The organism is Altericroceibacterium spongiae (assembly GCF_003610805.1).
Lineage (GTDB): Bacteria > Pseudomonadota > Alphaproteobacteria > Sphingomonadales > Sphingomonadaceae > Altericroceibacterium > Altericroceibacterium spongiae.
The window spans coordinates 1-1790 of record NZ_RAPF01000029.1 but is presented as its reverse complement, the minus strand read 5'-3'; the positions used below and the strand labels follow the sequence as shown (position 1 = coordinate 1790).

Below are 1790 nucleotides of genomic sequence, written 5' to 3'. Positions count from 1 at the left end.
GGCATAACGTGGCCAGTACGCCAGACGACGCTAAGCGAGAACATATCAAGAATGGCGTGAGGGCTGTTACCGCCGGAGGTCACTGAGTCCAAGTTGGTTCCACATCGATGTGAAGTCATAGGTGCCGATCGGATCGGCAGTGCCAGCTGTTGCCGCGCCGTTTTCGATATATTTGAGCCAGTCGGCCACTTTCGTCCGTCCAGCCTTTGGCCGCGTTCTTGCCGATCACGCCCTTTGCTAGGAAGAAGACGATCCGGTGGAATACGAGATCATCGCCATCGGCGTTGATCATATCCGGAATGCCGCCGGGCAGCGCCTTGACCAGGCAACCATGCAGCTACATATTTGTGAACATCGGTCCCGATGCTTGCAGGAGAGCGTCCCGGTCGAGTGAGACCAATGCGACAGTATCATGAGCATCGTCCGAAAGTCGATCAAATGCGTCGATTACGCGCGCTGCACCTTCAACACTGAACGGCAGCAGCGCTCAGGAATCGCCACGCCCGATGCCGAAGCCCTGGCCCACCGGCTCGATGCCATGATGTCCCGCATCCGCATCACCAACCTGCGCACCGGCGAGCCGTGCCCCAATGAAAATGCGCTGCTCGCCACTATCCTTGCTGATGCTACCAATCTCGGCCTGTCGCGTATGGCGGCTGCGAGCTAGGGCGTCACGCGCGATCAGCTCCTGTGGACCCATGACGCCTATATTCGCGCCGACAGCTACCGCGCGACCTTGGCAGTTCTCATCAACGCGCACCACCACCTGCCATTCTCGCGGGTATGGGGCGACGGCACGACGTCCAGTTCCGATGGTCAATTCTTCAGGGGCGCGAAGCGCGGCGCATCGGGTGGCGGCATCAACGCCCGCTATGGCGTCGATCATGGGCTTCTACACCATAATTCCGATCAGCGCGCGCCCTACCACGTCAACGTGATCTCGGCGGCGACACATGAGGCGCCCTATGTCCTCGACGGCCTCTCCAGTCATGGGACCGATCTGAAAATCGTCGAGCATTACACCGACACCGGCGGGGCGGCCGATCATGTCTTCGGCCTGTGCGCCATGCTGGGATTCCGCTTCTGCCCACGCCTGCGTGATTTTCCAGACCGGCGTCTTGCTCCGATCGCGCCGGTAACAGCCTATCCGTCGATCGCTCCGCTCTTGGGCAAGCATATCCGCACCGACATCATCGGTGAGCAATGAGATGACGTGCTGCGCCTCGTAGGATCGATTAAGGCCGGCCATGTCGCGCCGTCGGTCATGCTGCGAAAGCTCGCTGCCTACGAGCGACAGAACCAGCTCGACGTGGCGCTACAGGAAATCGGCAAGATCGAGCGCACCCTGTTCATGCTGGACTGGCTGGAAATCCCGACTTGCGCCGGCGTGGCCATGCGGGCCTCAACAACAGCGAACAACGCCATGCCCTGACGCAGGCGATCTATACCTTCCGCCAGGGTCGCATCATTGACCGCAGCCATGAAGCTCAGCAATATCGGGCATCCGGCCTCAACCTGGTCATCGTCGCGATCGTCTATTGGAACACAATTTACATGGACGCCGCCGCCCAGCATCTGCGATCTACATCTGTCCTGGTGCCTGAGAATCTCCTTGCCCATACGTCCTCGGTAGGCTGGGAGCATATTACGTTCTCCGGCGATTTTCTGCCGCTTCCGCTGACCGCAAAGCTCTCAATCTGCCGCCGGATAACCGCTTCGCCTAGGCGTTCACTGATTGCCTTGTCTGGCGTACCTTCCACGCTATGCCCTCCAGAGGCAGCCGACAGGGC

General features: G+C 60.1%; 1 protein-coding gene and 1 pseudogene. One reads left to right on the top strand and one right to left on the bottom strand.

Annotation, left to right across the window (positions count from 1 at the left end):
* Positions 1-115: 115 nt before the first annotated feature.
* Positions 116-292: a hypothetical protein gene (locus D6851_RS18135; protein WP_238474186.1), complete on the bottom strand. Its 177-nt coding sequence runs from the start codon at positions 290-292 to the stop codon at positions 116-118.
* 204 nt (positions 293-496) lie between these two features.
* Between D6851_RS18135 and D6851_RS17450 the strand changes: the two are divergent.
* Positions 497-1668 (top strand): annotated as a pseudogene (locus D6851_RS17450) (Tn3 family transposase); the annotation flags it as partial.
* Positions 1669-1790: the final 122 nt, after the last annotated feature.